Annotated in this window: 25 protein-coding genes; 17 read left to right on the top strand and 8 right to left on the bottom strand. The window is 64.1% G+C overall.

Annotated features, from left to right (window positions below):
* The 6 genes from pyrF to hrcA all read right to left on the bottom strand — a co-directional run.
* A partial coding sequence (gene pyrF / locus V7P99_RS13465; RefSeq protein ID WP_333795345.1) for an orotidine-5'-phosphate decarboxylase occupies window positions 1–608 on the bottom strand: 608 nt, incomplete at its 3' end.
* A 4-nt stretch (window positions 609–612) separates the two neighbouring features.
* Window positions 613–1,203, bottom strand: a complete 591-nt coding sequence (locus tag V7P99_RS13460; RefSeq protein WP_333795344.1) for an NADPH-dependent FMN reductase — start codon at window positions 1,201–1,203, stop codon at window positions 613–615.
* Between the two features lie 313 nt (window positions 1,204–1,516).
* Window positions 1,517–2,662: a molecular chaperone DnaJ gene (gene dnaJ / locus V7P99_RS13455; RefSeq protein ID WP_333795343.1), complete on the bottom strand. Its 1,146-nt coding sequence runs from the start codon at window positions 2,660–2,662 to the stop codon at window positions 1,517–1,519.
* A gap of 154 nt (window positions 2,663–2,816) precedes the next feature.
* Window positions 2,817–4,733: a molecular chaperone DnaK gene (dnaK, locus tag V7P99_RS13450; protein WP_333795342.1), complete on the bottom strand. Its 1,917-nt coding sequence runs from the start codon at window positions 4,731–4,733 to the stop codon at window positions 2,817–2,819.
* Between the two features lie 325 nt (window positions 4,734–5,058).
* Window positions 5,059–5,736 carry a nucleotide exchange factor GrpE gene (gene grpE / locus V7P99_RS13445; protein WP_333795341.1) on the bottom strand — a complete coding sequence of 226 codons (678 nt, stop codon included), beginning with the start codon at window positions 5,734–5,736 and terminating at the stop codon, window positions 5,059–5,061.
* 111 nt (window positions 5,737–5,847) lie between these two features.
* A complete protein-coding gene (gene hrcA / locus V7P99_RS13440; protein WP_333795340.1) occupies window positions 5,848–6,915 on the bottom strand; it encodes a heat-inducible transcriptional repressor HrcA in 1,068 nt (355 codons plus the stop codon).
* A gap of 248 nt (window positions 6,916–7,163) precedes the next feature.
* Between hrcA and rph the strand changes: the two genes are divergently transcribed.
* The 7 genes from rph (at window position 7,164) to V7P99_RS13405 (ending at window position 13,075) form a co-directional block, all read left to right on the top strand.
* Window positions 7,164–7,877: a ribonuclease PH gene (rph, locus tag V7P99_RS13435; RefSeq protein ID WP_333795339.1), complete on the top strand. Its 714-nt coding sequence runs from the start codon at window positions 7,164–7,166 to the stop codon at window positions 7,875–7,877.
* Between the two features lie 42 nt (window positions 7,878–7,919).
* A complete protein-coding gene (locus tag V7P99_RS13430; protein WP_333795338.1) occupies window positions 7,920–8,336 on the top strand; it encodes a VOC family protein in 417 nt (138 codons plus the stop codon).
* Window positions 8,333–9,211, top strand: coding sequence for an RdgB/HAM1 family non-canonical purine NTP pyrophosphatase (gene rdgB, locus V7P99_RS13425; RefSeq protein WP_333795337.1), 879 nt, complete (start codon window positions 8,333–8,335; stop codon window positions 9,209–9,211). The genes V7P99_RS13430 and rdgB overlap by 4 nt, the downstream gene beginning before the upstream one ends.
* Window positions 9,208–10,539 carry a radical SAM family heme chaperone HemW gene (hemW, locus tag V7P99_RS13420; RefSeq protein ID WP_333795336.1) on the top strand — a complete coding sequence of 444 codons (1,332 nt, stop codon included), beginning with the start codon at window positions 9,208–9,210 and terminating at the stop codon, window positions 10,537–10,539. The genes rdgB and hemW overlap by 4 nt, the downstream gene beginning before the upstream one ends.
* 77 nt (window positions 10,540–10,616) lie before the next feature.
* A complete protein-coding gene (locus V7P99_RS13415; RefSeq protein WP_333795335.1) occupies window positions 10,617–11,195 on the top strand; it encodes a YqaA family protein in 579 nt (192 codons plus the stop codon).
* A 172-nt stretch (window positions 11,196–11,367) separates the two neighbouring features.
* Entirely contained in the window at window positions 11,368–11,889 is a 522-nt protein-coding gene (locus tag V7P99_RS13410; protein ID WP_333795334.1) for a disulfide bond formation protein B, read from the top strand.
* Window positions 11,890–12,862: 973 nt separating this feature from the next.
* Window positions 12,863–13,075: a hypothetical protein gene (locus V7P99_RS13405; protein ID WP_333795333.1), complete on the top strand. Its 213-nt coding sequence runs from the start codon at window positions 12,863–12,865 to the stop codon at window positions 13,073–13,075.
* Window positions 13,076–13,343: 268 nt separating this feature from the next.
* Here the strand turns inward: V7P99_RS13405 and V7P99_RS13400 are convergent, their stop codons facing one another.
* A complete protein-coding gene (locus tag V7P99_RS13400; RefSeq protein WP_333795332.1) occupies window positions 13,344–13,904 on the bottom strand; it encodes an HNH endonuclease in 561 nt (186 codons plus the stop codon).
* 161 nt (window positions 13,905–14,065) lie between these two features.
* Complete coding sequence (locus tag V7P99_RS13395; RefSeq protein WP_333795331.1) at window positions 14,066–14,758, bottom strand: DNA-3-methyladenine glycosylase family protein; 693 nt, start codon at window positions 14,756–14,758, stop codon at window positions 14,066–14,068.
* A gap of 64 nt (window positions 14,759–14,822) precedes the next feature.
* Between V7P99_RS13395 and gluQRS the strand changes: the two genes are divergently transcribed.
* The 10 genes from gluQRS to V7P99_RS13345 form a co-directional block, all read left to right on the top strand.
* Window positions 14,823–15,752, top strand: coding sequence for a tRNA glutamyl-Q(34) synthetase GluQRS (gluQRS, locus tag V7P99_RS13390; RefSeq protein WP_333795330.1), 930 nt, complete (start codon window positions 14,823–14,825; stop codon window positions 15,750–15,752).
* 290 nt (window positions 15,753–16,042) lie between these two features.
* Entirely contained in the window at window positions 16,043–16,555 is a 513-nt protein-coding gene (locus V7P99_RS13385) for a hypothetical protein (RefSeq protein WP_333795329.1), read from the top strand.
* A gap of 182 nt (window positions 16,556–16,737) precedes the next feature.
* Window positions 16,738–17,664 (top strand): 16S rRNA (cytidine(1402)-2'-O)-methyltransferase, encoded by a 927-nt coding sequence (rsmI, locus tag V7P99_RS13380; RefSeq protein WP_333795328.1) that lies wholly within the window; start codon window positions 16,738–16,740, stop codon window positions 17,662–17,664.
* Window positions 17,665–17,670: 6 nt separating this feature from the next.
* Window positions 17,671–18,054 carry a YraN family protein gene (locus V7P99_RS13375; protein WP_333795327.1) on the top strand — a complete coding sequence of 128 codons (384 nt, stop codon included), beginning with the start codon at window positions 17,671–17,673 and terminating at the stop codon, window positions 18,052–18,054.
* Window positions 18,055–18,179: 125 nt separating this feature from the next.
* A complete protein-coding gene (locus tag V7P99_RS13370; RefSeq protein WP_333795326.1) occupies window positions 18,180–18,719 on the top strand; it encodes an SRPBCC family protein in 540 nt (179 codons plus the stop codon).
* A gap of 191 nt (window positions 18,720–18,910) precedes the next feature.
* Window positions 18,911–19,570: a pyridoxamine 5'-phosphate oxidase family protein gene (locus tag V7P99_RS13365; RefSeq protein ID WP_333795325.1), complete on the top strand. Its 660-nt coding sequence runs from the start codon at window positions 18,911–18,913 to the stop codon at window positions 19,568–19,570.
* Between the two features lie 157 nt (window positions 19,571–19,727).
* Window positions 19,728–20,120, top strand: coding sequence for a hypothetical protein (locus tag V7P99_RS13360; RefSeq protein ID WP_333795324.1), 393 nt, complete (start codon window positions 19,728–19,730; stop codon window positions 20,118–20,120).
* 118 nt (window positions 20,121–20,238) lie between these two features.
* Window positions 20,239–21,192: a glutathione synthase gene (gene gshB / locus V7P99_RS13355; RefSeq protein ID WP_333795323.1), complete on the top strand. Its 954-nt coding sequence runs from the start codon at window positions 20,239–20,241 to the stop codon at window positions 21,190–21,192.
* A 304-nt stretch (window positions 21,193–21,496) separates the two neighbouring features.
* Window positions 21,497–23,215 (top strand): SulP family inorganic anion transporter, encoded by a 1,719-nt coding sequence (locus V7P99_RS13350; RefSeq protein WP_333795322.1) that lies wholly within the window; start codon window positions 21,497–21,499, stop codon window positions 23,213–23,215.
* A gap of 149 nt (window positions 23,216–23,364) precedes the next feature.
* Window positions 23,365–24,005 (top strand): magnesium chelatase domain-containing protein (locus tag V7P99_RS13345; protein ID WP_333795321.1); only part of this gene is annotated, 641 nt, incomplete at its 3' end.

The raw sequence follows: 24,005 nt of genomic DNA, 5'->3' as shown, positions 1-24,005 counted from the left end.
CCGGCCATGATGGCGTGATCCGGCGTCATAACCCGTTCCTGATCATCCGTGGTGCCGCCCGTCAAGCGGATGCCGGGCGTGACGATAAGGAAGTTCGGCCCCGTCGCGGCCCGGATGCGCGCCGCCTCCTGTCCCGAGGCGACGACGCCGTCAAAGCCTGCCGCGTAAGCCATCTCGGCACGCCGCAGCACCAGATCCGCCGGCGACAGCGAAGAACCCTGCTGAGCGAGATCTTGCGTTGAAAGATTGGTCAGCACGGTGACGGCGAGCAGCTTCACCTTGCTGCCGCCGCGGCCTGAAACGGCGGCTCGCAACGTCTTGAGATCCTGCCCGTGCACGGTCAGGAAGGTGATATCGAGTTCCGCCGCATTGGCGACGGCCCGCTCGACCGTGTTGCCAATATCGAGCAGCTTCATGTCGAGGAAGACCTTCTTCCCCTGGCGGCGGAGATCACGTGCAAGCTCGAGCCCGCCGGCGAACAGCAGCTCAAGCCCCACCTTGTAGAAGGTTACCGTGTCGCCGAGACTGGCGACGAGCAAGCGTGCCTCCTCCACGCTCGGCATATCGAGCGCGACGACGAGACGATCCTCGGCAGCGATGTCGGTCATGGGATTATCCATGAAGTACGCGCGCCGCACGCGCAAGCTTTTGGATCACGCTCTTGAAGCGCTCCTGGCTTTCCTTGTTGCTGAGATGACCGCTGGCGTCAAAGGCTTCCGCCGCCCTCGGCACGGCGACCTGGTCCGGCAGCACCAGGGCTCCGAGGCCCAGTTGCAGAACCTCGCGCACCGCATTGAGCCCCCTGAGCCCGCCCATGCCGCCCGGAGACACCGCGCCGAGCGCGAAGACGCGCGTCTTGAACACGGTAAGCGGCTCCTCGCCCTCGATGCGCACGCGGCTCACCCAGTCAAGCGCGTTCTTCAGAAGCGGCGTGATCGACGCGTTGTACTCGGGGCACGCAATGAAGATGCCCGTGTGGATCTTCATCAGCGCTTCGAGCTTGCGGGCATTCTCGGGAACGCCATCGACCGCCTGCAGATCCCCGTCGTAAAGCGGCATCGGATAATCCCCGAGATCGGCGAACGTTGCCGCAATCCCGTTGGCTTCCGCAATCTCCGCGCCGAGCTGGGCGAGACGCTTGTTGTAGGACGCGTCCCGCGAGCTGCCGGCAACGAAAAGAAGCTTTGTCGAAGAAGGATTCATGCGCTGTCCGTGGCCATCCTAGAGCCGTTCCGCTTTAAGCAAAATCGGGGAACGGCTCTGGTTTTTGTTTGATCGTGCTTCTTCTCGGACACCTAACTTGCATGGCTCCGCCATGACCGGTTCCCACTTTTCCGGAAGCACCCTAGAAAACGAACGCGCTTGTGCCAAAAATCCGCGCGCTGCCAGGAACGCCTTTTGCAGCGAGGAAGAGGCACCTTCGCAAAGGCGGCCTCGGAAAGCCCCGAGATCGCAAACCAAACCTTGCATGGGATCGTAATTACCCCGCCGCGCACCACACGAAATCGCGCTCGTACTACCCCGTCTTATTGTCGAAGAAATCCTTGACGCGCGCGAAGAAGCCGGCGCTTTCGGGGCTGGTTTCCTTGTGGCTCTCCCGCTCGAATTCCTCGAGCAGCTCACGCTGGCGCCGGGTGAGATTCTTCGGCGTTTCGACATCCACCTGAATGTACATGTCACCCACCGCCTTGGAGCGCAGCACCGGCATGCCCTTGCCGCGAAGGCGGAACTGCTTACCGCTCTCGCTACCTTCCGGGATCTTGACCCGGCTGGCCGCGCCCTCGAGCGTCGGCACCTCGATTTGTCCGCCGAGCGCCGCCGTCGTCATCGAGATCGGCACCTTGCAGAACACGTCGGCGCCATCGCGCTGAAAGAACGAGTGCGGCTTGATGGAAAGAAAGATGTAGAGATCGCCAGGCGGACCGCCACGCAGCCCCGCCTCTCCATCACCGACGAGGCGCACCTTCGTTCCGTCCTCGACGCCGGCTGGAATGTTGACTTGGAGCGTCCGCTCGCGCGTAACGCGTCCGGCCCCCGCGCAGGATGCGCACGGCTCCTCGATCACCTCGCCGCGGCCGAGACAGCTCGGGCATGTCCGCTCGATGGTGAAGAAGCCCTGGCTGGCGCGCACTTTCCCCATCCCGCCGCAGGTTGCGCATGTGGTGGGCTTGGTCCCGGGCTTCGCGCCGGTGCCTGAGCATGTATCGCAGCCGACGCTGGTCGGCACCCGGATCTCTGCGGCCTTTCCTTCGAAGGCCTCCTCGAGCGTAATCTCCATGTTGTAGCGCAGATCCGCGCCACGCTCGCGGGAGCTACCGCGCCGCTGTCCGCCGCGGCGGCCGCCCATGAACTCGCCGAAGAGATCGTCGAAGATGTCCGACATCGACGACGCGAAATCGGGGCCGAACCCTGCATGCCCGCGCCCGCCCATGCCTTGGTCGAAAGCGGCATGGCCGAACCTGTCGTAGGCGGCGCGCTTTTGCGGATCCTTCAGCGCCTCGTAGGCTTCGTTGAGATCCTTGAAACGCTGCTCGGCGTCCTCATCGCCGGGATTACGGTCGGGATGGCATTCCTTCGCAAGCCGGCGGAAAGCGGACTTGAGGTCCTGCTCGCTCGCCGTGCGTGAAACACCGAGGATTTCATAATAGTCGCGTTTGGCCATGGGGCGGCATTCTATCCGGCGAGCCGAGGCGGGAAGCAAGCATCATGATGGAAGACGAGTGTCATCCTGGCCACCCCCACGCGGCGCGCAGCAAAAAACCTCTCCCCGAACGGCGAACTGAGGCTCGGCCCGGGGAGAGGATTCAACGCGAGCCTTAGCCCGCCTTCTTCTTGTCGTCCTTGACCTCCTCGAAGTCCGCATCGACGACGTTGTCGTCCGCGCTCTTCTCGGAAGTTGCCTCGCCGTCAGCGGCGTCGCCGCCCTTGGCGCTATAGACGGCCTCGCCGATCTTCATCGCCACTTGCGCGAGCGATGCAGTCGCCTGCTTGATGCGGTCGGCATCATCGGACGCGATGGCTTCCTTTGCGGCCGCCACGGCAGCCTCGACATCGCCCTTGATCGCAGCAACGGCCGGATTGGAGCCGTTGTCCGTGAGCTCCTTCTCAGTCGAGTGGACAAGCGCCTCGGCCTGGTTCTTGGCCTCGACCAGCTCGCGCTTCTTTTTATCCTCGGCCGCGTGCGCCTCGGCGTCCTTGACCATCTGGTCGATCTCGGTGTCCGAGAGGCCGCCCGAAGCCTGGATGCGGATCGACTGCTCCTTGGCCGTCGCCTTGTCCTTGGCCGAGACGTGCACGATGCCGTTGGCGTCGATGTCGAACGTCACCTCGATTTGCGGAACCCCGCGCGGCGCCGGCGGAATGCCGACGAGATCGAACTGTCCGAGCAGCTTGTTGTCGGCCGCCATCTCGCGCTCGCCCTGGCTCACGCGAATGGTGACCGCGTTCTGCCCGTCCTCGGCCGTTGAGAACACCTGGCTCTTCTTGGTCGGGATGGTCGTGTTGCGGTCGATGAGGCGCGTGAACACGCCGCCCAGCGTCTCGATGCCGAGCGACAGGGGCGTCACGTCGAGCAGCAGAACGTCCTTGACCTCACCCTTGAGGACACCGCCCTGAATGGCCGCGCCGACGGCAACGACCTCGTCCGGGTTGACGCCCTTGTGCGGCTCCTTGCCGAACAGCTCCTTGACGACCTGCTGCACGCGCGGCATGCGCGTCATGCCGCCGACGAGCACGACCTCGTCGATCTCGGCCGCCTTGAGGCCCGCGTCCTTGATTGCCTGGCCGCAGGGGCCACGGGTGCGCTGGATGAGATCATCGACGAGGCTCTCGAGCTTCGCCCGCGTGAACTTCATCGTAAGATGCTTTGGGCCCGATTGATCCGCAGTGATGAACGGCAGGTTGATCTCGGTCTGCGACGCCGACGAAAGCTCGATCTTGGCCTTCTCCGCAGCTTCCTTGAGGCGCTGCAGGGCGAGCTTATCGGAACGCAGGTCGATGCCTTGCTCCTTCTTGAACTCGTCCGCCAGGTAGCCGACGAGCTTCATGTCGAAGTCTTCGCCGCCGAGGAACGTGTCGCCGTTCGTGCTCTTCACCTCGAACACGCCGTCGCCGATCTCGAGGATCGAGATGTCGAACGTGCCGCCGCCGAGGTCATAGACCGCGATGGTTTTGGCACCGGTCTTCTTGTCGAGGCCATAGGCGAGCGCGGCCGCGGTCGGCTCGTTGATGATGCGGAGCACCTCGAGGCCCGCGATCTTGCCGGCATCCTTCGTCGCCTGGCGCTGCGCGTCGTTGAAGTAGGCAGGCACGGTGATGACGGCCTGCGTCACCGGCTCGCCGAGCTTCGCCTCGGCGGTCTCCTTCATCTTCTGCAGTATGAAGGCGGAGATCTGCTGGGGCGAATATTCCTTGCCGTTGGCCTCCACCCACGCGTCGCCGTTCGGCCCCTTCACGATCTTGTAGGGAACGAGCTTCTTGTCCTTCTCAACCAGCGGATCGTCGTAGCGCCGCCCGATAAGGCGCTTGATCGCAAATAGCGTGTTGGTCGGATTGGTCACCGCCTGGCGTTTCGCCGGAAGTCCGACCAGACGCTCGCCATCGTCCGTAAACGCGACGATCGACGGGGTCGTGTTCGTGCCCTCAGCATTCTCGAGCACCCGGGGCTTGCCCCCGTCCATCGCAGCCACGCACGAGTTGGTGGTGCCGAGATCGATACCGATGACTTTTGCCATGTCTCCGATTTTCCTCTTCGTTGCGGCAGACCGTACGGGCCCTTGGCAAGGCCGGCGCCCGGTGGTTCTCGACGCCTCCGCCTGGAGGCTTGAGGTTCGGTCCCCTGGAGAACGATTGGTATTGAGCGGTTATATAGGGTGGGCTTTTCGGCACGCAACGGGCGCTCGCCGCGGCCTTAAGTCAAAATTGGCACCCCCGCTTTAACACCTCTCACACATCATTTTGCAACCTCTTTGCGCCTCTCTAGCGCGAGGGGACGCGTGTTACCGATCGGTCCCCTCGACCGGTCCGGCCGGGCGCGGCGCGCTGTTTGCTTTCGCGGGGCTAGCCGGCTCGCTCATCTGAATCGGAGGGCGGCGGCTCCCGCGTCTCCGGCGCGCGTTCCTCTCCGGCGTTGCCGCCAGCTTCGGCAGCGCCCTGCGCCTGCCCTGGCTTCGGCCCGCCTTTGGCCACTACAACCATCGCCGGGCGCAGCACCCGATCCTCGATCAGATAGCCGCATTGAAACACTTCGAGCACCGTGCCCGAGACCACCTCGGCGTTCTCCATCTCCATCATCGCCTGATGCTGATGCGGATTGAACGCCTCTCCCTTGGGATTGAGCCGGCGGACACCGTGGCGTTCCAGAACGTTCAGGAACTCACGCTCGGTCATGCTCACGCCTTCGACGAGGCTCTTGAGCACCGTATCCTGCTCGGCGGCGTCAGCCGGCACAGCCTGGATAGCGCGCTCGAAATTGTCGGCCACGGCCACCACGTCGCGCGCGAACTTGCTGATCGCGTACTTGGCCGTCTCCTCGCGCTCACGCTCGGCGCGCTTGCGCAGGTTCTCCATCTCGGCATGCGCCCTCAGCAGCCGGTCCGTCAGATCGGCGACTTGGCCCTGCAGCGTATCGACCTCAGCAGCCAGCTGCGCCGGGTCGGCGGCGGCCTGGGGCGTGCCCGCGGCTTCGGGCCCGGGCGTGCTCCCGGGCGCATTGGGGTTTGTCGTCTCGTCGGCCATGAAATCTCCGCGTCGAATTTGGAGGAAATGACGGGCGCGCCCTGCGATTGATGACGCGCCGGACGGCGCTACCCGAGCATGCGCCCGATATCAGCCCCTCGCTTGAAAAAATCAAGTCAGCACTCGGCTCACCAGCCGAGCCGTATAATCGACCATGGGAATGATGCGCGCATAGTTGAGCCGCGTCGGCCCGATGACCCCGAGCACGCCGACCACCTTGCGCTCCGTGTCGTGGAACGGGGCCACGATCAGAGATGATCCCGAGAGTGAGAACAGCTTGTTCTCCGAGCCGATGAAAATCCGCACGCCATCCGCATGCTCCGCAAGGCCGAGAATCTGCAGTAGGTCGCGCTTCGTCTCGAGATCGTCGAACAGCTGCCGGATGCGCTCGAGATCCTCGATCGCCTTGAGGTCCTTGAGCAGGTTCGCCTGTCCGCGCACGATCAGGCTCTTGCGGTCGTCGACCGAGCCCGACCATTCCGCGAGACCGGCCTTGATGACCTTCTGCGTCAGCTTGTCGAGCTCGGCACGCGCTTGGCCGAGCTCCAACTCGACCGCCGCACGGGCCTCCCCGATCGTGAGTCCGCGGATCTGCGCGTTGAGATAGTTCGCAGCCTCCACCAGCGCCGACGGCGGCAACCCCGCCGGGATCTCGATCAGGCGGTTCTCGACGTTCTGGTCCTCGTCCACGAGCACCACCAGCGCCCGCGTGTGATCGATGGGTACGAAATCGATATGCTTGAGGCGCGCGATCTGCTTCTCGGTGAGCACCACGCCCGCGCAATGCGACAATCCGGAGATCATCTCGCCGGCCTCGGCCAGCACCTGGTCAAGCGATTTGGTGCGCTTGACCGCGAGCTGCGCCTCGATCTGGCGCCGCTCCTGCTCGCTGAGATCACCGACCTCGAGCAGGCCGTCCACGAACATCCTCAATCCCGATTGGGTTGGCAGGCGCCCGGCCGACGTATGGGGGGCATAGATCAGCCCCGCATGCTCGAGATCGCTCATCACATTGCGGATGGATGCCGGCGAGAGCGTCATCGGCAGGACACGCGACAGGTTGCGCGAGCCCACGGGCTCTCCCGTCTCGAGATAGCTGTCGACGATCTGCCTCAGGATGGCGCGCGAGCGTTCGCTGAGCTTCTTGATCTCGGATTGAGGTTCGGACATCGCTTTCATGCCTCTGGCGGCGGTGCCACGGTTCGCGAGGAGCCTAAAAATGGCTGCTTTTGCCATCAATGCAACCCCGGAGACGCTCCCGGAGACACTGGCCGGCGCTCGCTTGTCCCGCCCCGCCTTGGTGAGGCGATTGAGGTTGATCCGGCAAAGCCGCTCCCGTAGGGTCGCGCCGAAGGCCGGGTAGCGCGGGCAGCAAAGTTGCCCACCCTATCCGGCCTTGAAGAATCCTGCAGCTATCGCGAGCCCATATGCGCCCATCCAAACGCCAGCTAGGCGAGCTTCGCCGTGTTTCCCTCGAGCGTGCAGTTTCCATGCACGCCGAAGGCTCGTGCCTGATCAAATTCGGCAACACTCACGTCTTGTGCACGGCGAGCATCGAAGAGCGCATTCCGCCCTGGCTCAAGGGACAGGGACGCGGCTGGGTCACGGCCGAATACGGCATGCTGCCGCGGGCGACGAGCGAGCGCACGCGCCGCGAGGCTGCTGTCGGCAATCAATCCGGCCGCACCCAGGAGATCCAGCGCCTGATCGGCCGCGCGCTGCGTGCCGTGGTCGATTTGCCGAAGCTCGGCGAACGCCAGATCACCGTCGACTGCGACGTAATCCAGGCCGACGGCGGCACCCGCACGGCCGCCATCACCGGCGCCTGGGTCGCCCTGCATGACTGCATCCAGTGGATGAAGCTGCGCGATATGGTGAAAGAGGGCGTGCTGCGTGACCACGTGGCCGCCGTCTCGTGCGGCCTCTACAAAGGCAGCCCCGTCCTGGATCTCGACTATGCTGAGGATTCCACGGCGGACGCCGACTCGAACTTCGTCATGACGGGGTCGGGCGGCATCGTCGAGGTGCAGGGAACGGCCGAGACCCTCGCTTTCAGCCAGGAGAGCTTCGACCAGCTCATGGCGCTCGCACGCAAGGGCATTGCCGAGCTGATCGAGTTGCAGAAGCTAACGGTGGCATGACAATTCTCTCCCCGGTCGCATGGGGAGATGGGGAGACACGCCATGACCACGGCCCCGCCTGCCGTCCTCGAAACCGTTCTTTACGCGCACGACCTCGCTGCGGCGGAGGCCTTCTACAATCGCTTGCTCGACCTTGAGCCGTACGTGCGGAAAGAAGGCCGCCACGTCTTTTACAGGCTCGCTAGCCAGATGCTACTGATCTTCAACCCTGAGGCGACACAGATGCCCCAGTCCGGCCCCCTGCCCGTGCCGCCGCACGGCGCCGAGGGCGAGGGCCACGTCTGCTTTGCCGCAAGCGCATCCGAGATCGAGGAATGGCGCCGTCGTCTCGCTGATATGGGCGTCGAGATCGAATCCGATTTCGAATGGCCCACCGGCGGCCGCTCGATCTATGTGCGCGATCCCGCCGGCAACTCCGTCGAATTCGCTGAGCCGCGCATCTGGGGACTCGGCTCATGAAGCAGCTCGAACCCGGCAGCCGCCTTGTCGTTGCCAGCCACAACCCCGGCAAGGTCTGGGAGATCAAGCAGCTCATCGCGCCTTACGGCTTCGATGCCGTGTCGGCTGGAGATCTCGGTCTCCCCGAGCCGGAGGAGACGGAATCGAGCTTCGACGGCAATGCCCGCCTCAAGGCGCTCGCCGCAGCGCAAGGTTCCGGCCTGCCCGCGCTCGCCGATGATTCCGGCCTCGAGGTCGACGCCCTTGGCGGCGCGCCGGGCATCTATTCTGCCCGCTGGGCAGGCCCCGGCAAGGATTTCGAGCTCGCCATGCAGTGCGTCCACGATGCCCTCATCGAAAAGGGCGCCTGGGACGGCCTGCCGCCGCGCGCCAACTTCATCTCCGTCCTATGCCTCGCTTGGCCGACGGGAGAGCACCGCATTTTCGAGGGCCGCGTCTACGGCACCCTGCGCTGGCCGCCACGCGGCGGCAACGGCTTCGGCTATGATCCGATCTTCGTCCCGGACGGCGAGACGAGGACGTTCGGCGAGATGGAGCCGGCGGAAAAATACGCCATGTCTCACCGCACGCGCGCCTTCGAGGCCTTCCGGCGCCATTGTCTGGAGAAGACGGACACTGGCGCCGCCGCACCGAAAACGGGCCGCGATCTCGAGGCGCTCGATGCCGCCGCCCGCAATCTTTCGACGCAGGCCGAACTCGCTCGCTTCATCGCGAGCCTGCGCGAGGATTTTGCGAACAATGAATCCGCGTGGAAGCCGCGCGATCTAGCGGCCTTCCTGCAGGCTCTTGAAACGGCCGCGGCCTCTGCCGAAGTTGCGGATGCGGAGCCGCGCTGGCGAACCCTGGCGCGGGCGCTCCTTGCAGCGAGCCGATGACGAGCGCGATCATCACGGACGACAGCAGGCCGGGATTCGGCATCTATATTCACTGGCCGTTCTGCGCCCAGAAATGCCCCTATTGCGACTTCAACAGCCACGTGCGCTTCGGCGGCTGGGACGAGCCGCGCTTCCTCACCGCTTATCGGCGTGAGTTGGATCACGTGGCGGGGCTCCTCCCCGAGGACCTTGCGGAGACACGCACCGTCACCTCGATCTTCTTCGGCGGCGGCACCCCGTCGCTGATGCAGCCCGAGACGGTTGGCGCCATCCTGGATCATATCGCTGGCCTCTGGACGGTCGCGGCTGGCGCCGAGATCACGCTCGAAGCCAACCCTGGCAGCGTCGAGGCCGGCCGCTTCGCGGGCTATCGCGCCGCCGGCGTCAACCGCGTCTCCATCGGCGTCCAGTCCCTGCGCGACCCCGACCTCAAGCGTCTCGGCCGCATCCATTCCGTTGCCGAGGCCAAAGCAGCCGTCGCCCTCGCACAGCGCACCTTCGAGCGCGTCTCGTTCGACCTCATCTACGCGCGTCCCGATCAATCCCTCGAAGATTGGCGCAGCGAGCTGTCGGAAGCTCTCGCCCTCGCGGGCGGCCACCTTTCGCTCTATCAACTCACCATCGAGCCCGAGACGCGCTTTGCGGATCTCTACGCCAAAGGCAAGCTCGTCATTCCGGCCGCCGAGGCGGCGCACGATCTTTACGCGCTAACACAAGAGCTGACCGCTGCCGCCGGGCTCCGCCAGTATGAGATCTCGAACCACGCTCGGCCCGGCGAGGAGAGCCGGCACAACCTCACCTATTGGCGCTACGGCTCTTACGCAGGCATCGGCCCCGGCGCCCACGGCCGCCTTCCGACGCCATCAGCACATCTCGCCACCTCGACTGAAAGAAACCCCGAGCGCTGGCTCGCTCAAGTCGAGGACGCCGGCCACGGCCTCGTCGAGCGCGAGCCGCTCTCGCCGGAAGCCCGCACGGATGAGATGCTGCTCATGGGCCTCAGACTGGCGGAAGGCATCGACCTTGATCGAATGGCCAGCATCGGCGGGCTCACCCCCGCCAGAGAGGCCATCGACGCTCTTGTGCGGCAAGGCGTCCTCGAGCATGGGATCGGCCATTTTGAAACAACTGATGACGAGGGCGTCGATCAGATCCGTGCCTGCCTTGGTCCCCGCCTCGCCCCCCTAGCGCCCGGCACACCGGCGCGCTCACGAGGCCGCATCCGCGCCACCCCGTCGGGCCGCCTCTTGCTGAACCGCCTCGTGCTCGAATTGTCGGCGAACCTCGAGGAAACCACTCCCCGCCATCTAGCCCCGCTGGGCGGATGAGACATCCACCATGATGGACAAGCGCCGCTCGGAACTCTAATCACCCCTTTGGCCGGTGAGAGGGATCCGAGGTCGCGATGCGGCGTCTATACGATTGGATGATGGGGGAGGCGCGCTCTCAGCGCGCCACCCATGCGCTCTTCTGGGTTTCGTTCATCGAAAGCTCGTTCTTCCCCATCCCGCCCGACGTGATGCTCATTCCGATGGTGCTCGCGAACCGGATAAAAGCCTGGTTCTACGCGACGCTCGCGACTGCCGGCTCCGTCATCGGCGGCGCCTTTGGCTATCTGATCGGCTATTTCTTTTTTGAGCAGATCGGCCAGCCCATCCTGGATTTCTATGGCAAGGCCGAGAGCTTCGGTGAGTTCACGAGCTGGTTCAACGAATGGGGCGTATGGATCCTGATCATCAAGGGCATGACGCCGTTCCCGTACAAGGTGCTGACCATCACCGCCGGCGTGACCCAGATGCCCCTCCTCGAGTTTATGGTCGCGAGCGTCATCGCGCGGGCCATGCGCTTCTATCTTGTCGCCGGCCTGCTCTACTTCTTCGGTGAGCCCATCCGCGATTTCATCGAGAAGCGCCTTAACCTTGTAACGACGGTATTCGTCGTTCTGCTGGTAACGGGTTTTGTCGCTATCAGGTATGTATTCTAGAGCAGATCCCATTCGGGCGGACTCGCTCGAATGAGTGAAGATGCTCGCTCAAACAAGCAACTAGAGCATTTGCAGTGAGCGCAAGTGAACGGAAAATGCTCTAGAATGAGGCGCCCCGCCCCGAGATGGCATCGGCCCCGCTCCGCATTCGGGCCAGAAAGCGTAGAGTTCCGTGCTGACACTCGATCTTCCGCACCATAGCACCTCCTATCGGTATGGCGGCCTCGCCTTCTTTCTTGCGGTCGCAGTCATTCTGGCCGCCCTCGGCTTCGAGCATCTTGGCGGCTATGCGCCCTGCCCGCTCTGCCTGATGCAGCGCTATGCGTATTATGCTGGCATCCCGCTGCTGTTTGTCGCCATGGCGCTTGTCGCCGAGATGCCGCGCCTCGCGGCTTTCATTTTCCTCGCCGTCGCGCTTGCGTTCCTCGCCAACGCCGGGCTTGGCGTCTATCACGCCGGCGTCGAATGGAAGTTCTGGCCGGGCCCGGACACCTGCGGCACGGCCCAGGCGCTACCGACGTCATCGACCGACCTCTTGAGCGGTCTCGCCCAGGCCCACGTGGTGCGTTGCGATGCGCCAGCCTGGACGCTCGCCGGCCTTTCGATGGCCGCCTGGAACGCCATCGCTTCGCTCGCCATCGCAGTTTTGGCCCTCAAGGCAGCGCTCCTTGCGGCGGCGGCGCGGACGGACTGACCCGCTAAGTTTGGCCTCCAAGTTATCAACAAGAGACCTCTACTCCGCAAAAATCCAGTGCGGATAAAGGCTTGCGCCACAAGCCTGTGGCCGAGTCACATCAAGTCAAGATCATTTCGCAGCTCGGTCGATTTTGCGCCTTTGCGTGGCCACAGTGTCACGATTAATTATCCTCATTCGCGGAACACAAAGGGAACTGAAGTTGTGAGCGTACCGCGTCGGGAGGGACCGTCGGGATCGAGCGAGTCCGTTGCGCAACAGTCGGCGGACGAGATGATGATCCGATACGAGGTCTCGACGGAGGTTGGTTCCGTGCTCCGGAGCCTGCTTCGAGCCCGGAGTGCCAGTTGCGTACCGCGTACCGTTCTGTCGCGTAAGTGTGAGTTGCGTACGAGTGAGTGGCGTAAGCGTGTCGTGCGTAGTGGTTGTGCGTACCCCTCTGCATCCCCCAAGGACACGCTCGCGAGCGTGTTCGAACGAATGAAGCGAGCGGCTCGGGCGGAAAAGTCCCAGCGTATCACCGAGCGGCTCGCACCCCTGCTCCCGCGTCCCGGAGCTTCGTACTGCGTATCCGTAAAAAGTAATCCGTAACCGCGTCTGCGTCTGTGTCCGCCGCGGTGGGCATCGGGCGCGCCGCCTCAACGGCGAGAGTGCAGCCGATGCTTGAAGAGAGTGCGTGGCGTTCGTTGCATGAGCTCGTAGGCGCAATTCTCGACGCAGCCCGTGATGGAGAGCCATCCCCTGCCTCCCCGGGCGCCGAAGAGAAGCAAGGAAGATAGGCCGGCAGTCCTCAAGCGCCGCCGCCCGGCCAAAGAATTTCGGAAGCATTTCGCTTCCAACGATAAGGCAAGCATATGGGCACCTGACAGTCCCAGTTGGTGCCGCATGAACCGGTCGCGCGTAGCGGTACTGAAAACGCCCGTGTGCTTGCCCCTCAAATGCCTTGCGTTTCAATGGACATGAGGAGCAAGCGATGATCTCGCAGTACATCAATCCGATCGAATGGCACCAAGCCGTCGGCATCGCACGCCAGTCGTGCGCACGCTTCTTCCGTGATGGCGGCACAGCCAAGGACGCCGCCCGCGCATTCGGCGCCGACTTCGCAGCCGTTGACGTCGATTGGAGCAAGGCCGTCGAGGTCATCGCCCAGGCTCTCTGCGCCAGGCCGCAGAAGCGCGCCGCCTGAGCATCCCCACTCACTGTAGTGTTGGATCTTCCAATCTCGGCCCCGGCAACGGGGCCTTTTTTGCATCCCCGCTTGCCCTTTGAAACGACCGCGCATGATCGCAAGCAGCGCATGCGCAGGTGTTGCGAGCTTTGGCTTCCTCCTGACGTCATCCCGGCGCAGGCCGGGATCCACGTCAGTTTTCAAAAACACGCGCCAGCAGGAACTTGTGCGACAGCGCCGCTCTGTCGAGCGGGGCCCAAAAGCGATCAACTTGCGAGAAGAGCATCTAAGGCTCGAGCTCGGTATCCCAATAGAGATAATCGAGCCAGCTCTCGTGAAGATAGTTGGGCGGAAAGAGCCGTCCGTTGCGATGGAGCTCGAACACCGTCGGCCGGTAGGGCATCTGATGCGGCCGCATGCCCGCATCCCACGGCATGGCCCCGCCTTTCTTTAGATTGCATGGCGCGCAGGCGGTGACGACGTTGTCCCAGCGCGTCAACCCGCCCCGCGAGCGCGGGATCAGGTGATCAAACGTCAGATCCTCCCGCGCACTGCAATACTGGCATGCGAAGCGATCGCGCAGGAACACGTTGAAGCGTGTGAATGCAGGGTAAAGCGCCGGCTTGACGTAGGTTTTAAGAGAGACGACGGACGGAAGCTGCATCTCGAAGCTCGTGCTTCGGACCGTCCGCTCATATTGGGAGACGATGTTGACGCGATCCAAAAATACGGCCTTCACCGACTCCTGCCAGCTCCAGAGCGACAATGGATAGTAGCTCAGAGGCCGGAAGTCAGCGTTGAGAACCAGTGCCGGAAAGGACTCCGGCGTGGCTGCATGAGCATTCACGAGCTTGCGTCCAGTCGGTTCCAACCGAATCGGGGCGTCACCCCCGGATTTCGGAAGCGGATACTAGCGAGGCATGACACGCATGTGAAGCACAAGCGGCCCGAGACCGTTTTTTGGTCGCACGATCAGCATCATGACCAAGCGGAAACGCAAAGAAATGCCTATCGGATCGGCGTTTGAAGCACGTCGCGCTGCGCATAGAACGACCACATGAGCAGCGCCGCCACGCCGCGCCAAGGCCGCCACCTCTCGGCCAGTCCCTCGAGCTCACGTGCGCTTGGCCGCTCAGCGAGCGCAAAAGCGCGTTGCGCCGCCACCTGCAACGCCAGATCGCCCGCCGCAAATCCGTCCGCCTCACCCAGGCAGAAAAGCGTGTAGATGTCCGCCGTCCAAGGCCCGATCCCGGCGATCTCCAGAAGCGCGCCCCTGAGCTCATCGGTCGGGATCTGCACATCGAGAGCCAGATGTCCCGCTGCAATGGCCTCCGCCGTGGCGCGCAGCGTGCGGATCTTGCCCTGCGACAGGCCCGCAGTCTTCAGCGCCGCAACGTCCACGGCGAGCAGCGTCTCGGCGTCGAACGGATCGACGGCAAGCGCCACGCGCCCCCAGATCGCCCGTGCGCTCGCCGCCGAGAGCTGCTGGCCAACGACAACCTGCGCAAGACCGGCAAACCCCGGCGGGAACCGCCGCGGCGCAGGATCACCGACGAGATCGTGCATACGCCGCAACGTCGGGCAAATCCTGCGAAGGGCGCGGATGCCGGTGCGGATGTCCTCCGGCGTATCGAGCAATCGCACCGGCTTCCGTCTCCGCCCCGCAGCCGCCGGCCGGACCTTCTTTTCACTTTTCGTCATGCGCCTCCGAAAGTAGGCTTGCCAGCACCAAATGTAACTACCGCCATAGAGAACGGCGTGCGCCATGGGCAGGAACGGCAATTCCCTCGGTTCGAGCGGGCGGCCCGTGCTGCGTTTCGCACCGAGCCCGAACGGCCATTTGCATCTCGGCCATGCGCTGTCGGCCTGGGTCGGCTTCGACATGGCACGCCGCCTCGGCGGGCGCTTTCTCGTGCGCATCGAGGACATCGACATCGCGCGCTGCCGCGAAGCGTACGTCACGCAGATGCTCGCGGAGCTGGCCTGGCTCGGGCTCCAATGGGAGGAGCCGGTCCTGCGCCAGAGCCTGCACTTCGCGACCTACCGCATGGCGTCCGATACGCTCCTGAAGCTTGGCCTCCTCTATCCGTGCTTCGCGACGCGCACGGAGATCGCCGAGGCGCAACCTGCCGCAACCGATCCGGATGGCTCGCCGATCTATCCCGGACTGCATAAGCATTTAGAAAAGGAGGAAATCGCTCGCCGCCTATCCCGCCACGAGCCGTTCGCACTCCGCCTGCACATGGACCGGGCTCTCGACGCCCTCGAGCGCATCACTGGCTCACGCCAGGTGACGTTTACGGAGATCGACGCCGATGGCAACGGAACACGGATTACGATGGACCCCGCGGATTGGGGCGATGCCGTCATCGTCCGCAAGGACGTTCCGGCGAGCTATCATCTGGCCGTCACCGTAGACGATGCTCGCCAGGGCGTCACTCACGTCACCCGCGGACGGGACCTTTACGCGGCAACCAGCCTGCACCGTCTTCTGCAGTGCATCCTCGGACTGCCCGAGCCCTGCTATCATCACCATCCGCTCCTCACCGACTCCGACGGCCGCAAGCTTTCAAAGAGCGGTCGCAACACGCCCCTCGCCAAACTGCGCCGCTCAGGAATTCGCCCACACGAGATCCGCGAATTGATCGGGCGTGCCGGCTGCGCACCGGCGCGAGCGGGCGCGGCCCATTTCTAAGCACCAATATTTTCCAGGCGCTTCGCACAAAGTCCGCCAGCTTCGAACTTGGCGGGATGCATATGCAGCCGCCGTAAACGGTTTTTTAGCCATAAAATTTAACGATCGGCTCTGATGCTCCCGTACCGAAATCTTCTAAGTGCGGAATACGCTTGCACAAAACTACGAATAAGATCAGCTTTTCAACGTTTACGGAAAAATAGCAAAACGCGGGCGCGCACGAAATGCGCCGTCATGCGTTTCCAACCCGAGCTTTTCGCGCACGGAATCCAAAGATGTCTGGTTGCCCCATGATCACGTCCAGCACCGGCCGGCTCGAGCACACGATGTCGGATGACATGGGCAGTCTGCGCGTTCGGGCTACGGCCTTGCTGCAAATCCTGAAACAGCTCCCGGAGAAGGTCGTAGCGGCTGATCTCATGGCTTTCGCCTCGGCTCGGCTTCCAAGCAAAGTCTCAGCGGCGCGCAACGGACCCTACCCCGCCCGCGTGGAAACGGCACCCCTCGATGCCGACGAGATGTGGACGCTGGCCACCGAGCCGCTTTTGGCAGCGAGCACCGCGACGGAGACGGCAGCCGCCTTGCACCGGGCGGCGGGGGAGCAGCTTGACGCTCTCACCTACCTTCTCGATCAGATACGGGCGGAGCTACGTCCGATGATGAGGCACACGCGGCTTGCCGACGGCGCCGTGCAGCCCTTCCACGGCGCGGAGGCGCTGGACACGTCCATCGAGGCCCTGCTCGAGCTGTCGCGCAAGACCACCGCGACGCGCCCCAAAGACCGCGAGCTGACGGCCGCTTGAGGGAAGCGGAGAGAGCCCCTTCCCTTTAAAGGCGGCCCAATCCTGCGCAGGATCGGCTAAGGTCTCCCATGTGATGCTCTGAAATCCGGCGGACCGGCGCGTCCCTTGATAGCGCACGCGCTTGTCACACGAGGGGCGTGGCTCGAAAGATCATTCCTCCCCGAAGCGAGAACCAGAGACCCATGAGTGAGGAACCTTCGAACGATGCCGAAAGGGGTCCCCCAGCCGTCACCGCGCGGGTCAAGGCCGAGGCGGCGCGCCAGCTTAGCCTGCCGCTTGCGCCCGGCCTCTATATCGTTTCGACACCGATCGGACACCTCGCGGACATCACGCTCCGCGCCATCGCGACTCTCGCCAATGCCGACGTGGTCTACTGCGAGGACACGCGCCACAGCCGCACGCTTCTTGCCCATTATGCGATCCGCACGACCCTGCGCCCTTACCACGAGCACAACGCCGACGAGCAGCGGCCCCGCATCCTGCAGGAGCTGGCCGACGGCCGCTCCGTTGCTCTGATTAGCGACGCGGGCACCCCGCTCGTCTCGGACCCGGGCTTCAAGCTCGTGCGCGCTTGCGCCGAAGATGGCCATCGTGTCATCGCCATTCCGGGCCCCTCCGCCTCGCTCACGGCGCTGACGGTCGCGGGCTTGCCGACGGACGCGTTTTTCTTTGCGGGCTTTCTCCCGGCGAAAGAGAAGGCCCGGAGAACGCGCCTATCGGAGCTGGCCGCCGTGCCGGCAACCCTGGTCTTTTTCGAAGCGCCGACCCGCGCTGGTGCGGCCCTCGCCGATCTGGCATCGAGCCTCGGCAATCGCGACGCCGCATTGGCACGCGAACTGACGAAGCTGCATGAGGATGTGCGCCGCGGCCCGCTCGCCGATCTCGCCCGCATCTTCGAAACCGATCCCCCCAAGGGCGAGGTCGTCATCGTCGTGGCACCGCCGCAAGCGGGCGAAGTGAGCGACGCCATGATCGAGGCGCAGCTAACCCCCGCTCTTGAAAACCTCAGCCTGCGCGATGCATCCCGAACGGTCGCCGAGACGCTGAACGTGCCGCGAGGCCGGGTCTACGAGATGGCGCTCGTCCTGAAGCGCCGGGGACCGGACTGAGAGATCATGCAAGGGCGCCGCGCAACCACCGAGGAAAGACGCAACCTCCGCCGCGCCCGGAACCGGAGTGGTCTGCGCGCCGAATGGATAGCGGCGCTCGCGCTTCGCCTACGCGGTTATCGCATCCTCGAGCGGCGGGTGAAAACGCCGGTCGGCGAGATCGATCTCATCGCCTTGCGTGGCCGGCGGCTGGCTTTCGTCGAGGTGAAGCGTCGCGCGAGCTGGGAAGCGGCCGAAGCGGCGATCACGGCCACGCAGCGCACGCGCATCCGCCGCGCGGCCGGCCTCTGGCTCGCGCGCAATGCACACTATCAATCCTGCGAGCAGGCCTTCGATATCCTCTTCCTAGTCGGCCGCCGATGGCCCCGCTATCTCCCCAACGCCCTCTGATGGCCTTAACCCACACGAATATGTGTGATTGCCTGGACTTCCCGGCCGCACCCGTGATGTTTTATACGCTACAATGTAACTTGGGGACCAATGCGAGTTCGAACGAGGCACGTGGAGGAAACACTATGAGAAGACCGACAGCCGCGCTGATGCTTGCCGGCGGAGCCTTGATTGCAGGAGCCGGGGTGGCTTCAGCCGCGAGCCTCGTCTCGGCCAAGAAGCTCGAGATCAATGTCGATGAGACCAAGACGGAACAGGAGCGCGTGGCCCTCTGGGAGAAGATCGGCGGCTGGTGCGCGATCGAACAGTGGCATCCCGCCGTGACCAAATGCGAGGAGAGCAAGGAGGGCGACGACACCTTCCGCACGCTGACGCTCCAGGATGGCGGCAAGATCAAGGAGCGGCTCGCCGACACTGGCACCACGAGCTATCGCTATGAAATCGTCGAGAGCCCGCTCCCCGTGAAGAACTACGAAGCGCAGTTCTCGGTCACGCCCGACGACGACGATCTCGACGAGATTAACGTCAGCTGGAGCGCCACCTACGATCCGACGGACGGCACGGATGCGAAGGATGCCCGCAAGGTCATCGACGGCATCTTCAAGGATGGCATGGACAGCATCGAAGCGAAATACGGCAAGCCCGACGCCGACGACGATAAATAAGCGGGGCGAAACCATCGGCGTGGGCAAGGCTTCCGCATCCGGGCGGCCTTGCCCCGACCGGCGGGAGCCCTGAGCCGACTTCACCCGAACGAGGAGCCGGAACGGCCCGCCCGCAGGCATTAATTGAACCACCAGCGACGTCACTCTGAAGAGGCCCGGTCCTAACCGGGACAACAACGGGAGAACACGCGATGAGCCGGCTCTATGGTCCCCAGCATCGGGAGTTACAGGATCGCTTCGCAAGCCGCGCCATGGCCGACCGGATCGAGCTGATCGCAGTCAAGACCGAAATCGACGAAACCGCGCGGACCTTCATCGAGAGCCGCGACATGTTCTTTCTATCCTCAGTGGATCATCGGGGCCGTCCGACCGTTTCGTACAAGGGCGGCGACCCCGGCTTCGTGCGCGTGCTCGATGCGGATACGATCGTCTTCCCCAGCTACGACGGCAACGGCATGCATTACTCCACGGGCAACATCGCCGCGCATCCGGAGATTGGTTGCCTCTTCATCGATTTCGAGAAGCCTCTGCGCCTGCGGTTGCAGGGCCGCGCCGAGGTGGTGAAGGAAGGCCCGCTGCTCGATTTCTTCAATGAGGCCGAGCTGGCTGTGAAAGTCGCCGTCAGCGAGATCTGGATCAACTGTCCCCGCTACGTCCATCGCTATCGGAAGGAAGCAGCCTCGCGCTATGTGCCGCGTGCCGGCGCCGAGACACCGCTCTGCGAATGGAAGCGCATCGACGGTCTACAGGACATCCTGCGTCCGCATGAGCTGGCTGCTGTGGAGAAGGCCGGCAACATCACCGAGGAAGAGTGGATGACGCGCGTAGCGTCCGGCGACGAGAAGGCCTGATCGGAACGTCATCCGCCGCCCCGCTTGCGCGCATGCACCTCAATCCTTGACGCGCCGTCAAGCTTAACGGCAATTCTCCTGCACTCGAGGCTGCGCACCAGGGACTTCGCCTGCCGGACCGGATATGGTTCCGGCAAGGGGGGCCATGGAGCAGCTTATGCGTATCATGTTCCGCGTTGCCGCCTGTGCAGTTCTGTCCGCCGCCGGCTTCGTTTCGATCCCGCTCCCGCCGGCCATGGCCGCGGGCCCGGTGCCGGCCGCCGCACTCGACGCAGACATCCCCGCTATCGCGCGGATCGACGTCGACTGGCGCTGGTATGGCTATCGTCCCGATGACGACGATTTCTACTATCCGCCCGAATACTATCTCCCGCCACCACCCGTAGACGTTTATCCTGATCCGCCACCGGCCGTCGTCTACGAGCCGCCTGTCTACGGCTGGTCCTCGGTTCCCCTGGCGCCGTCGAGCTGCGGCAAGTACCGCTATTGGAACGGCGACCGCTGCGCGGATGCGCGCGATGATCCGCCTGACTTAGGACCACGCTGGTAAAATAAAGAAATAGCGCAGCGGACGATCTGAGCCGGATCTCACGTCCGGATAGCGCGCGCTCACGCCCGACTTGTGCTAAGCCTCCGCGCAATCCTGAGCCGATTGCGAGACCGACGCCATGCCCCTTCGTGTAGCCTGCCAGATGGATCCCATCGATCGCATCGACATCCGCGGCGACAGCACGTTCGCCATCTTGCTGGAGGCGGAGCGGCGCGGACACGAGATCTTCTACTACACACCGCAGAACCTCGCGCTCGAGGGCGATCGACTGATGGCGCGCGGGCACCGCCTGAACGTGATCGATCAGGTCGGCGATCATTATCGCCTCGGCGAAGCCAGCCGCGAGAACCTCGCAGACTGGGACGTGGTGCACTTGCGTCAGGATCCGCCCTTCGACATGGCCTACATCACGACCACGCACCTGCTCGAGCGCATCCATCCGCAGACGCTGGTCGTCAACGACCCCGCGCATGTCCGCAATGCGCCGGAAAAGATCTTCGTGCTCGACTTCCTCGATCTCATGCCGGCAACGCTCGTCACGCGTGCGCTCGACGACGTTCTGGCCTTCCGCCGCGCCCACAAGGACATCATCCTGAAGCCGCTCTACGGCAACGGCGGCGCGAGCGTATTCCGCATCCGCCCCGAGGACACCAATCTCGGTTCCCTGGTTGAACTATTCCAGACCGTCTTCCGCGAGCCGTTCATGGTGCAGGAGTACCGCCCCGAAGTACGGGAGGGCGACAAGCGCATCATCCTCGTCGATGGCGAGGTGGCCGGTGCCGTCAACCGTGTGCCAGCCGAAGGTGAAACCCGATCGAACCTCCACGTCGGTGGCACCGCGGCAAAGACGGAGCTGACCGACCGCGAGCGCGAGATCTGCGCCCGCCTGGGTCCCGAGCTCAAGCGGCGCGGGCTCCTCTTCACGGGCATCGACGTCATCGGCGGTTATTTGACTGAAATCAATGTCACCTCGCCCACTGGCATTCGCCAAGTGAAGACATTCGGCGGCGCCGACATCGCCGCCTTGATCTGGGATGCCATCGAACGCAAGGTCGGCGCGAAGAGCGCCTGAAGCCGGCAAGCTAACGAGCGACCATGGCGCATGCCGCGAGCGGCCCGCAGGTGATATATGTGGCCGCGCCTGGAGCGTCCTCGGAATAGCGGAAACCGATTTCAGAAAGAACACGATCAAGCAAAAGTTTAGAGCCGTGTTTTATCTCTCGGAAGCCGAACGACTCCAGCCACGGCAATTCTGCTGCGACGGTGACCGACGACGATCCGGCGAGAGGCTTCCCAGGTACGGATCCTGACACGCCTCTCAACGGTCTCATCACACGCCGACGATCCCGCCGCTCCTCACCAAGGGAGACGGAGCAATGGACGTGCCAGCACGCTCCACTTTGAAGCCATCGGCGCCGACCTTTCGTGAACTGTTCACGCCGAAGCTCGTCACACTGCTGCGGGAGGGCTATCGCGCCCGTGATTTCACGGCCGACGCCTTCGCCGGGCTCACCGTTGCCATTGTCGCCCTGCCGCTCTCGATGGCCATCGCGGTCGCCTCGGGGCTATCGCCGGAGAAAGGCCTGTACACGGCCATCGTAGGCGGGTTTCTCGTCTCGGTCCTCGGTGGAAGTCGCTTCCAGATCGGCGGTCCCGCAGGTGCCTTCATCGTGCTGATCGCCGCTATCGTCGAGCGCCATGGATATGACGGCCTCGTTCTCGCGACATTGATGGCCGGGCTGATGATGACGGCCGCGGGCTTCCTTCGCCTCGGCACCTACGTCAAGTTCATTCCGCTCCCCGTTACGATCGGTTTCACGGCGGGCATCGCCGTCATCATTCTCGCGAGCCAGGTCAAGGAGCTTCTGGGCCTCGACATCGCCCGGGAGCCGGCAGCGCTCGTCCCCAAGCTCGCGGCGATCGGAGACGCGATCACCACCATCAACCCCGCAGCCGTCGCCATGTCGCTGCTGTCCGTCGGGCTCATCGTCGGCATCCGCCATCTTCGCCCACGCTGGCCTGGCATGCTGATCGCGGTTGGCGCAACGGGAGCGGCGGTTGCGATGCTCGGGCTCGACGTCGCAACGATCGGCTCGCGCTTCGGCGAGGTGCCGCGCACGCTGCCACTGCCGTCACTCCCGGCGTTCGACCTCGCAAAGCTTCGCGCCGTCTTCCCCGACGCGCTTGCCATTGCACTGCTCGGTGCGATCGAAAGCCTGCTGTCGGCTGTCGTTGCCGACGGCATGACGGGCCGCAAGCATCGCTCAAACTGCGAGCTGATGGCGCAAGGCGTCGCCAACGTAGCCTCTGTCACATTCGGCGGCATGTGCGCCACCGGCACCATCGCGCGCACAGCGACGAACATCCGCGCTGGCGCCATCAGCCCCGTCTCCGGCATCCTGCACGCCGTCTATCTTTTGTTGTTCCTGCTCATCGCCGCTCCCCTCACGGCCTACATCCCGCTTGCGAGTCTCGGCGGTGTACTCCTCGTGGTGGCCTGGAACATGGCTGAAAAGCGCGAGTTCGCAAATCTTCTTCGCTCCTCGTGGGGTGACGCGACGGTGCTCATGGTCACCTTTTTGCTCACGATTTTCGAGGATCTCACAATCGCCATCGCGGCGGGCGTGACGCTCGGCGCCTTCCTGTTCATGCACCGCATGGCAGAAGGCGTGGAAGTGGCGACGGGCAGCCCGCTTATCGCGGAGGACGAGGCCGACGTCACCGGCGCCGCACGCACCGATTATCGCCCCGCCGAGTTTGGGCAGGACATTCTCGTCTATCGTATTTCCGGCGCGTTCTTCTTCGCGGCAACTGCCACCGTGCAAAGCGTGCTCGACCGTATCGGCGAGCATCCGAAGATATTCATCCTCGACTTCGCCAACGTGCCGCTCGTGGACAGCACGGCAGCGAAATCTCTTGAGGGTTTCGCACGGAAGCTCCGTCGCACGGGAACTCAGGTCTACTTTACCTCCGCCCGCCGCTCCGTGCGCCGCACACTCGCGCACGCCGGCCTTCGCCCTCCGCTCGTCTCCTACGCGCCGGCAATCAGCGACGCCATCGCTGCCGCCCATGAGAAGAAGCCTGACCAGAATTAAGACCGCGCAACGGTAAGTGTAACCAAGGCGATAGCGATTACCGCATCACACCGCCCCCACACTCCCCAGTGTCGCGGAGAGGCAGGTGGACTGCGCGACGGATTAACCTAGACTGCGGCGTCTCCTTACGGATCAGACAGGGGAGCGCGATGTACGGCACCATCGCAACGGTCGCATTCGTGGGCGTCGAAGCGCGCCCCGTCGAGGTCCAGGTCCGCATCACGCCCGGCCAGCAGACATTCGCCATCGTGGGCCTTCCCGATAAAGCCGTCGCGGAAAGCCGCGAGCGCGTGCGCAACGCGCTGCATGCCGTCGGCCTCGGGCTGCCTTATAAGCACATCACCGTAAACCTGGCCCCTGCCGATCTGCCGAAGGAAGGCAGCCACTTCGATCTCGCAATCGTGCTCGCGCTCATGGTTGCGATGGAAGCCGTCGCCCCCGATGCCGTCGAACGTTACGCTGCCGTCGGTGAACTGGCGCTCGATGGCTCCATCCGTCCGACACCCGGTGCCCTGCCGGCGGCGATCGGCGCCAACGCCATCGACAAGGGCCTGATCTGCTCCGCGGAGTGCGGCCCCGAGGCCGCCTGGGCCAGCGAAGAGGCGGACATCCTGGCCGCGCCGCATCTTTTGTCCCTCGTCAATCACTTCAAGGGGCTCCAGACGCTCTCACGCCCTAAGCCGGCGCTCGTTCGCGACCCTGTCGCGATGCCCGATTTGCGCGACGTTCGCGGCCAGGAAAGCGCCAAGCGTGCGCTCGAAGTCGCGGCGGCTGGCGGCCATAACCTGCT

The organism is Hyphomicrobium sp., from assembly GCF_036780825.1.
Classification (GTDB): domain Bacteria; phylum Pseudomonadota; class Alphaproteobacteria; order Rhizobiales; family Hyphomicrobiaceae; genus Hyphomicrobium_C.
This window is presented reverse-complemented; position numbering and strand designations above follow the sequence as displayed.

Bases quoted from the DNA above. Each gene is read 5' to 3' on its own strand.
- rsmI (WP_333795328.1), top strand. From the start codon at position 16,738: ATGAGTGAGGAACCTTCGAACGATGCCGAAAGGGGTCCCCCAGCCGTC.
- V7P99_RS13385 (WP_333795329.1), top strand. From the start codon at position 16,043: ATGATCACGTCCAGCACCGGCCGGCTCGAGCACACGATGTCGGATGAC.
- V7P99_RS13360 (WP_333795324.1), top strand. From the start codon at position 19,728: ATGCGTATCATGTTCCGCGTTGCCGCCTGTGCAGTTCTGTCCGCCGCC.
- V7P99_RS13430 (WP_333795338.1), top strand. From the start codon at position 7,920: ATGACCACGGCCCCGCCTGCCGTCCTCGAAACCGTTCTTTACGCGCAC.
- V7P99_RS13350 (WP_333795322.1), top strand. From the start codon at position 21,497: ATGGACGTGCCAGCACGCTCCACTTTGAAGCCATCGGCGCCGACCTTT.
- rph (WP_333795339.1), top strand. From the start codon at position 7,164: ATGCGCCCATCCAAACGCCAGCTAGGCGAGCTTCGCCGTGTTTCCCTC.
- V7P99_RS13415 (WP_333795335.1), top strand. From the start codon at position 10,617: ATGCGGCGTCTATACGATTGGATGATGGGGGAGGCGCGCTCTCAGCGC.
- grpE (WP_333795341.1), bottom strand. From the start codon at position 5,736: ATGGCCGACGAGACGACAAACCCCAATGCGCCCGGGAGCACGCCCGGG.
- dnaJ (WP_333795343.1), bottom strand. From the start codon at position 2,662: ATGGCCAAACGCGACTATTATGAAATCCTCGGTGTTTCACGCACGGCG.
- V7P99_RS13395 (WP_333795331.1), bottom strand. From the start codon at position 14,758: ATGACGAAAAGTGAAAAGAAGGTCCGGCCGGCGGCTGCGGGGCGGAGA.
- gshB (WP_333795323.1), top strand. From the start codon at position 20,239: ATGCCCCTTCGTGTAGCCTGCCAGATGGATCCCATCGATCGCATCGAC.
- V7P99_RS13375 (WP_333795327.1), top strand. From the start codon at position 17,671: ATGCAAGGGCGCCGCGCAACCACCGAGGAAAGACGCAACCTCCGCCGC.
- V7P99_RS13370 (WP_333795326.1), top strand. From the start codon at position 18,180: ATGAGAAGACCGACAGCCGCGCTGATGCTTGCCGGCGGAGCCTTGATT.
- V7P99_RS13405 (WP_333795333.1), top strand. From the start codon at position 12,863: ATGATCTCGCAGTACATCAATCCGATCGAATGGCACCAAGCCGTCGGC.
- hemW (WP_333795336.1), top strand. From the start codon at position 9,208: ATGACGAGCGCGATCATCACGGACGACAGCAGGCCGGGATTCGGCATC.
- dnaK (WP_333795342.1), bottom strand. From the start codon at position 4,733: ATGGCAAAAGTCATCGGTATCGATCTCGGCACCACCAACTCGTGCGTG.
- hrcA (WP_333795340.1), bottom strand. From the start codon at position 6,915: ATGAAAGCGATGTCCGAACCTCAATCCGAGATCAAGAAGCTCAGCGAA.
- rdgB (WP_333795337.1), top strand. From the start codon at position 8,333: ATGAAGCAGCTCGAACCCGGCAGCCGCCTTGTCGTTGCCAGCCACAAC.
- gluQRS (WP_333795330.1), top strand. From the start codon at position 14,823: ATGGGCAGGAACGGCAATTCCCTCGGTTCGAGCGGGCGGCCCGTGCTG.
- V7P99_RS13365 (WP_333795325.1), top strand. From the start codon at position 18,911: ATGAGCCGGCTCTATGGTCCCCAGCATCGGGAGTTACAGGATCGCTTC.
- V7P99_RS13460 (WP_333795344.1), bottom strand. From the start codon at position 1,203: ATGAATCCTTCTTCGACAAAGCTTCTTTTCGTTGCCGGCAGCTCGCGG.